This is a genomic window from Lutibacter sp. (assembly GCF_046055765.1).
GTDB lineage: Bacteria > Bacteroidota > Bacteroidia > Flavobacteriales > Flavobacteriaceae > Lutibacter.
The window spans coordinates 22,094-30,082 of the sequence record NZ_JASFZF010000056.1 but is presented as its reverse complement, the minus strand read 5'-3'; the positions used below and the strand labels follow the sequence as shown (position 1 = coordinate 30,082).

The following is a 7,989-nucleotide window of genomic DNA, read 5'->3' as shown; positions in this document are numbered from 1 at the left end:
AAATTTTAAATTAGTTACTCCACCGTAACTGATTTTGCTAAATTTCTTGGTTGGTCAACATTACAATTTCTCATAACAGCAATATGGTAAGAAAGTAACTGTAAAGGTATTGTAGCTAATAAAGGTGTGAACGCTTCCAAAGTTTCGGGGATTTCAATAATATGATCAGCAAGATCTTTTACAATAGTATCTCCTTCGGTTACAACAGCAATAATTTTTCCTTTTCTAGATTTTATTTCCTGAATATTACTCACTACTTTATCATAATGCCCTTTTTTAGTAGCAATAACTACAACTGGCATAGACTCATCAATTAATGCAATAGGTCCGTGTTTCATTTCGGCGGCAGGATAACCTTCTGCATGGATATACGAAATTTCTTTCAATTTCAAAGCTCCTTCTAATGCTACAGGAAAATTATATCCTCTTCCTAAATACAAACAGTTTGGAGCGTCTTTATAAATTGCAGCAATTTCTTCAACAATATTATTAACCTTTAAAGTCTCTTCAACTTTAGAAGGAATCAAACTCATTTCTTGTATATAGTTATGAAATTGTGAGTTTGAAATTTCTCCTTTTAAGTTTCCTAGCTTTAAAGCCATTAAAGTAAGTACAGTAATTTGGGTTGTAAATGCTTTGGTTGAAGCTACACCTATCTCAGGTCCTGCATGTGTGTATGCGCCAGTATCTGTTTCTCTTGCTATTGATGACCCTACAACATTACACACTCCAAAAACAAAAGCACCTTGAGATTTTGCTAATTTAATTGCTGCTAAGGTATCAGCTGTTTCACCCGATTGTGAAATAGCAATTATTATATCTCCTTTATTTATTATTGGGTTTCTATATCTAAATTCTGATGCGTATTCTACTTCAACTGGAATTCGGGCTAAATCTTCAAATAAATATTCGGCAACTAAACCTGCGTGCCAAGAAGTACCGCAAGCAACAATAATAATACGATTAGCATTTAAAAATTTGGCAATATTATTATCAACACTACCCATTTTAATAATACCTTTTTCTGGTAAAAGCCTTCCTCTATAGGTGTCTAAAATTGCATTTGGTTGTTCATGAATTTCTTTTAACATAAAGTGATCATAACCACCTTTTTCAATTTGTTCTAAATTAAGTTGAAGCTCTTGAATATTAGGTTCAACAATAGAATTATCTTTAATTTTGTGAACTCGTATGTCTTCACCTATTTTAATAATTGCTAATTCTTCATCATCTAAATAAACAGCGTCTTTTGTATATTCAATAAATGGAGATGCGTCAGATGCAACAAAAAATTCGGAATTATTATCTCCAATTCCAATGGCAATTGGACTTCCTAAACGTGCAACAACTATTTCATCTGGATTTGAAATATCAAAAACAGCAATTGCATAAGCTCCAAAAATATTTGTTAAAGCTAGTTGAACTGCTTTTTCTAATTTACAATTATTCTTAGTTTTAATTTCTTCTATTAAATTAATTAAAACCTCCGTGTCAGTATCACTCTTAAATGAATACCCTCTTGCTAAAAGCTCTTTTTTTAATGTATTATAATTTTCAATTATTCCGTTATGAACAATTACTAAATTTCCTGAATTTGAAACATGCGGATGAGAGTTTATATCGTTTGGAATTCCGTGAGTCGCCCAACGTGTGTGACCTAAAGCTAAGTTTGCTTCAATATTTTCTTGCCCAACTAATTCTTTCAGGTCTGAAACTTTTCCTTTTGTTTTATGAAGAGTTAGCTTATTGTCATTCATTAAAACAATTCCAGCACTATCATAACCTCTATATTCAAGTCTTTGCAACCCATTAATTACAATTGGATATGCCTTTCTATAACCTAAATAACCTGCTATACCGCACATACTAATTTGTTTTATTAGTTATTAATTTCAGCGTATGATATTTGAAACTTTACTCTTTTATCTCCTGCACTTATGTTATCTCCATATAAAACAACTCCTTTTGGGTTCCAACTAAAATTTTTAATGCTTGTATCTAAAGGAGAAACTGGTGTATCTGTTGAACTATAAACCTTAATTCCTAGTTTAACTAAATCAACTGAGCGTTCTTCATCTTCCTCTAATTTTTTTAACAACTCAGAAATATAATCTGTTATTCTAAAAACATATCTGTATGGATTTCCATCATCATCTCTTTCTAAAGAACCTCCCATTGTAAATATTCCTTCAGTCAACATATCTAATATTTGAGAATTCTCATCATAATTATATAAAAATAGTTGTTCCGGAGCAATATTACTAGATGCATTTTGATCTACATAAAATATTAAACTAGCATTCGTAATTAACCAATTATTATCTTGTAAATCGGCTAAATTTTCTGCGTTTAATATTTCTATAGTTGCTATTGAACCTGCAGCTCCTTGTACATATAATTTATCTTCACCACTTGCTTTACTATTTGTATTATCTCTGTCTATAACATTCGATCTTATTGATCCTAGAGAAAATATATACTCATGCGAAATTCTAACTCCTTGCTCTCCTGTAGTACCATTTTCATTTGTATCTGTACCTTCTGGTTCATCCTCATCATTTGAGTAGTAAATTGTCATTTTAGCATTAGTCATGTCTAATGATATTAAATGTGAATTTTCACTAGCTAATTCTTCTGCTTCTATATAAAATCCTCGAAAGTCATGCTGAAAAGCATCAATAGATGAAAAATCTAAGTCATTTACATTATCAACAAAAATTTGTTGAATCATTGCTTCATTTAATGGAATTTTAATTGAAGGGCTTATATCTGCTTTTTTAATGGTGTCAATATCATATATGGTTGCATCTGGCATATATCTCTTCACATAAGTTACTGTATCATCTGGATTTACTTTAAAATTTCCAGAAAAGAAAGGTGTTTCGTCTTTCATAAACTCTTTATCTGAATAATAAATGGCTAGTTTAGATGGGTCTTCAGGGTCTAAGGAATTTAAAAATGTTTTTAACTCATAAACCTTTAATAAAAACTCTGTATCTACATCACCTATAATTGAATCGATTGTAAATTTTGGCTTCCCATTGCTATAATTTTCTATATCTCTTGTAGATTGGTAAGGAATATCAATTAATACAGAGTCTATATTTGCATTTGTTCCGTAGCTATAATTATCACCCGTTAAAGGAAGGGTTATTTGGCTAACAATTGATGCTTTTAATTTTCCAAATTCAGCATCAGAATACACACCTAATAAATATTGAGGAACACCATTTGAAATAACTCTCTCAACATTTTCACTTCCTGAAATAACTTCAGTAGTTAATTTATTTGTGCTAAAATTGTTATTATCTATGAGATTTACTCCAATATTTTCTATTTCCTTATCGCATGAAATTATTGTAAAAAATACTATTGAGAATAGCCCTAAGTATTTTAATACTTTTACAACTTTAGTTGTCATATGTAATTTTTGATTTTTTATGATTAAACTATAAAACTTTGTTTAAATAAAATTCTGTATATGCAGTATCAAATTCACTTACATGAAAATAATCTAATACAGGTTTTTCGCTAGTTTTTAAAAATTCTTCCAACTCTAATGGTAATTCTTCGCTTGCTTTAATAATCGCATCCGAGTTTTCAATTGCATTTTTTAAAAGATTTATATAGTTTGGGTTTTTGATTGTTTCAATTTTTGACTCATCTACATTATCAAATTTAATTTTACTTAAAAAATCACTACTTAGCTCTCCTTCAAAGCCGTTATTATACACTGAAGTAACTATTTTACTATCGGCAAATAATGCGTCATCTTTATAATATTCTTTTATATATAATGGTAAAAGTGAAGCCATCCAACCGTGTACGTGAATAATATCTGGCGCCCAATTTAATTTTTTTACAGTTTCTACAACTCCTTTTGCAAAAAATATAGCTCTTTCATCGTTATCTTCAAATAAATTATTGTCTTCATCAGAAAACAATGCTTTTCTTTTAAAATATTCATCGTTATCAATAAAGTAAACTTGCATTCTTTCTTTTGGAATTGAAGCAACTTTAATAATTAATGGCATATCCATATCATTAATTACCAAATTCATACCTGATAATCTAATTACTTCGTGTAATTGATGTCTTCTCTCATTAATTAAACCAAATCGAGGCATAAAAATTCGTATTTGTCCACCTTTCCCATGAATCATTTTTGCTGTTTCAAATGATGTTGTTGACAATTCATTTTCTGGCAAATAAGGTACCACTTCTGAAGAAACAACCAATACTCTCTTATCTTTCATAAACCAACTCTATATTTAAATAATATGCAAAATTACGAAAATTAATGTAGAATTAAGCTTGAAAAATGTAAGTTTGCACGCTTTTAACGTTTATTTACAATACTATATGTTAGTTTTTGCTAAAATAAAATCGATACAACAAAAAATTAAGTCGTTAAAAAAAGGGACTTCAATTGGGTTTGTACCCACAATGGGAGCTCTTCACAAAGGACATTTATCACTTATTAAACAAGCAAAAAAAGAGAACGATATTGTAGTGGTAAGCATTTTTGTAAATCCTACACAGTTTGATAAAAAAGAAGATTTAATTAATTATCCAAAAACTATAGATACAGATTTATCTCTCTTAAAATCAATTTATTGCGATATTGTTTTTACTCCTACCGCTGAAGAAATTTATAGTAACAACATTCAATCTCAATCGTTTAACTTTGATGGGTTAGAATTTCAAATGGAAGGTAAATTTAGAGATGGGCATTTTGATGGTGTAGGAACTATTGTTAAACGGTTATTTGAAATTGTAACACCACACAAATCTTATTTTGGTGAAAAAGATTTTCAACAGTTACAAATTATTAAAAAAATGGTTGAAAAATATCAAATTCCAGTAAAAGTTATTGGATGTGATATTTTTAGAGAAAAAGATGGTTTAGCCATGAGTTCTAGAAATAGCAGACTGACAAAAAAGCATAGAGAAGTTGCTCCATTTATTTACAAAACACTTAAAAAAGCGAAAATAGAGTTTGGCACAAAAAATGCTTCTGAAATAGTGGAAATGGTTGAAAATGAATTTAAAAAACAACCTTTATTAGAACTAGAATATTTTGAAATTGCAGATGAAGAAACACTTCAATCAATTAAAAATAAAGATCAAAAGCGAAAATATCGTGCTTTTATAGCTATTTTTGCTAATAAAATTAGACTTATTGACAATATAAGTTTATAAATATGAATAGATTAACACAAAATTATTAATTTTGCATTATGCAAATAGAAGTAGTAAAATCGAAAATTCACAGAGTTAAAGTTACAGGTGCTGATTTACAATACATTGGTAGCGTAACTATTGATGAAGATTTAATGGACGCAGCAAATATAATTCAAGGAGAAAAAGTTCAAATTGTAAATATTAACAATGGTGAACGCCTTGAAACGTATGCAATTCCAGGCCCACGAAAAAGTGGTGAAATTACCTTAAATGGTCCAGCTGCAAGAAAAGTAGCTAAAGGAGATATTATTATTATTATAACTTATGGTATTATGGATTTTGAAGAAGCAAAATCATTTAAACCATCACTTATTTTCCCAAACGAAAACGATAATTCGTTAACATAACTTGATAAAAAAAATAAAAAAAATAAGTTTTATAACACTCCCAATTGCCTTGGGAGTTTTTTTAATTTGGTACTCTTTATCAAAGTTAACAAATAGTGATGTACAAGCAATAAAAACATCATTTAAAACTGCAAATTACTGGTGGGTTGCAGTATCTCTATTTTTTGGAATTTTAAGCCATTTATCACGTGCATATCGTTGGCAATTTTTATTAGAGCCTTTAGGCTACAAACCCAGAATTGCAAATAGCATTATGGCTGTTTTAATAGCTTATTTATTAAATTTAGTTATCCCTCGTTCTGGCGAAGTTGCTAGAGCTGCAAGCATAAAAAAGTACGAAAATATTCCATTTAAAAAAGCTTTCGGAACTATCGTTGCAGAGCGCGTTGCTGATGTAATTATGTTATTAAGTATTATTGGGATTGCTTTCTTTTTACAAACTGAATTAATAAGTAGTTATATTTTTAAGGATGATGGTAAAAGTAATCTCTATTCTAAAATTATAATTTTTGTAGGGTTTCCAATCATTGGTTTTTTCTCCTACAAATATTTTAAAAAATCGAAAAACAGTATTATTGTCAAAATATTCTCATTTATAAACGATTTATTAGATGGTGTTAAAAGCATTTACAAAATGAAGAAAAAATGGCAATTTATGTTCCACACCGTTTTTATTTGGGCAATGTATGTGCTTATGTTTTATGCTGTAACTTTTGCTTTACCAGAAACAACAAACCTTCCTTTTGCAGCTATTATTGTTGGTTTTGTAGTTGGTGGTTTAAGTATGGCTTTAACCAATGGTGGTTTAGGAACGTATCCTGTTTTTGTTGCTAGTGCACTTATTTTATATCATGTTGATGAAAATCCGGCACGTGCTTTTGGTTGGATTATGTGGACCGCACAAACCATTATGGTTATAATATTTGGGGGTTTATCTTTTTTATTACTCCCAATCTATAATAAATATCAAAAATAAAAGCTTTTCTTCTTATATTTACTTCTTTCAATTTATAAAAAATGGCTAAAACTAAAACAACCTTTTTTTGTCAAAACTGTGGTTCTCAATATGCAAAATGGTTAGGGCAATGTACTTCTTGTAAGGAGTGGAATACTATTGTTGAAGAAGTTCTTCAGAAAGAAGAAAAAAGAAAATGGAAACAATCATCAATAAAACGAAAAACTAACAAAGCATTAAAAATTAATGAAATATCTTTAAACGAAGAAGATAGAATTATCACTAAAAATAACGAATTTAATAGAGTTTTAGGTGGTGGGTTGGTAAAAGGCTCTATGTTATTATTAGGTGGTGAACCTGGTATTGGAAAATCCACTTTATTGCTACAAATAGCATTAACCATTCCAAAAAAAGTATTGTATGTTTCAGGTGAAGAAAGCCAATCTCAAATTAAAATGCGTGCAGAACGGTTACAAAGTACTAACACAAATTGCTTAATTTTAACTGAAACAAATACTCAAAATATTTTTAGAGCTATTGAAGAAGCAAATCCAGATGTTGTTGTTATAGATTCTATTCAAACTTTGCACACTGAATATATTGAGGCTTCTCCAGGTTCTATTTCGCAAATTAGAGAAACTACTGCAGAGCTTATTAAATTCGCTAAAGAAACCGCTACACCAGTACTTTTAATTGGTCATATTACCAAAGATGGTAATATTGCCGGACCAAAAATATTAGAACATATGGTAGATGTTGTACTCCAATTTGAAGGAGACAGAAACCATACGTATAGAATTTTACGTGCCAATAAAAATCGTTTTGGTTCCACTGCTGAGTTAGGTATTTATGAAATGCAAAATATTGGTTTACGCGAAGTAGAAAATCCATCTGAAATATTAATTTCTCAAAAAGAAGACGATTTAAGTGGTACGGCTATTGCTGCAACTTTAGAAGGTTTACGCCCATTAATGATTGAAGTTCAAGCATTAGTTAGCACTGCGGTTTATGGTACACCTCAACGTTCAGCAACTGGTTACGACATCAAACGATTAAATATGTTATTGGCCGTTTTAGAAAAACGAGCTGGATTTAGATTAGGAGCTAAAGATGTATTTTTAAATATCGCTGGAGGTATAAAAGTTGATGATCCTGCAATTGATTTAGCGGTAATAAGTGCTATTTTATCTTCTAATGAAGATGATGCAATCCCTCAAGATTTTTGTTTTGCGGCTGAAATTGGTTTAGCTGGGGAAATTCGACCTGTAAATAGAGTTGAGCAACGTATTTTAGAGGCTGAAAAATTAGGTTTTCATAAAATATTTATCTCTAAATTTAATAAAATTAGCAAAATTAACAGCACAATAAAAATTATTAAGGTTACTAAAGTAGAAGATATTTTTGCTAATTTATTTGCATAAAAAAAGCCGAATTAATTCGGCT

The 7,989-nt window shown here is 29.8% G+C and carries 7 protein-coding genes; 4 read left to right on the top strand and 3 right to left on the bottom strand.

Annotated elements, in window-relative coordinates; translation table 11 throughout:
• Positions 1 to 14 precede the first annotated feature (14 nt).
• Genes glmS through QM495_RS06140 form a run of 3 tightly spaced genes read right to left on the bottom strand, consistent with a single transcriptional unit; the run spans position 15 to position 4,256 of the window.
• Positions 15 to 1,865, bottom strand: coding sequence for a glutamine--fructose-6-phosphate transaminase (isomerizing) (glmS, locus tag QM495_RS06150; protein WP_408671233.1), 1,851 nt, complete (start codon positions 1,863 to 1,865; stop codon positions 15 to 17).
• Between the two features lie 14 nt (positions 1,866 to 1,879).
• Positions 1,880 to 3,421, bottom strand: a complete 1,542-nt coding sequence (locus QM495_RS06145) for a DUF4270 domain-containing protein (RefSeq protein ID WP_408671232.1) — start codon at positions 3,419 to 3,421, stop codon at positions 1,880 to 1,882.
• Positions 3,422 to 3,449: 28 nt separating this feature from the next.
• The gene (locus QM495_RS06140) at positions 3,450 to 4,256 is read right to left on the bottom strand and encodes a glycogen/starch synthase (protein ID WP_408671231.1); all 807 of its coding nucleotides are present in this window, start codon (positions 4,254 to 4,256) and stop codon (positions 3,450 to 3,452) included.
• Between the two features lie 106 nt (positions 4,257 to 4,362).
• On the opposite strand from QM495_RS06140, the gene panC reads away from it, so the two are divergent.
• Genes panC through radA form a run of 4 tightly spaced genes read left to right on the top strand, consistent with a single transcriptional unit; the run spans position 4,363 to position 7,967 of the window.
• Complete coding sequence (gene panC, locus QM495_RS06135; RefSeq protein WP_408671234.1) at positions 4,363 to 5,202, top strand: pantoate--beta-alanine ligase; 840 nt, start codon at positions 4,363 to 4,365, stop codon at positions 5,200 to 5,202.
• A gap of 38 nt (positions 5,203 to 5,240) precedes the next feature.
• On the top strand, positions 5,241 to 5,591 hold the full coding sequence (gene panD / locus QM495_RS06130) for an aspartate 1-decarboxylase (RefSeq protein WP_408671230.1): 351 nt from the start codon (positions 5,241 to 5,243) through the stop codon (positions 5,589 to 5,591).
• A gap of 1 nt (position 5,592) precedes the next feature.
• A complete protein-coding gene (locus QM495_RS06125) occupies positions 5,593 to 6,567 on the top strand; it encodes a lysylphosphatidylglycerol synthase transmembrane domain-containing protein (RefSeq protein ID WP_408671229.1) in 975 nt (324 codons plus the stop codon).
• A gap of 41 nt (positions 6,568 to 6,608) precedes the next feature.
• Complete coding sequence (gene radA, locus QM495_RS06120) at positions 6,609 to 7,967, top strand: DNA repair protein RadA (RefSeq protein ID WP_408671228.1); 1,359 nt, start codon at positions 6,609 to 6,611, stop codon at positions 7,965 to 7,967.
• The last annotated feature ends 22 nt before the right edge of the window (positions 7,968 to 7,989 follow it).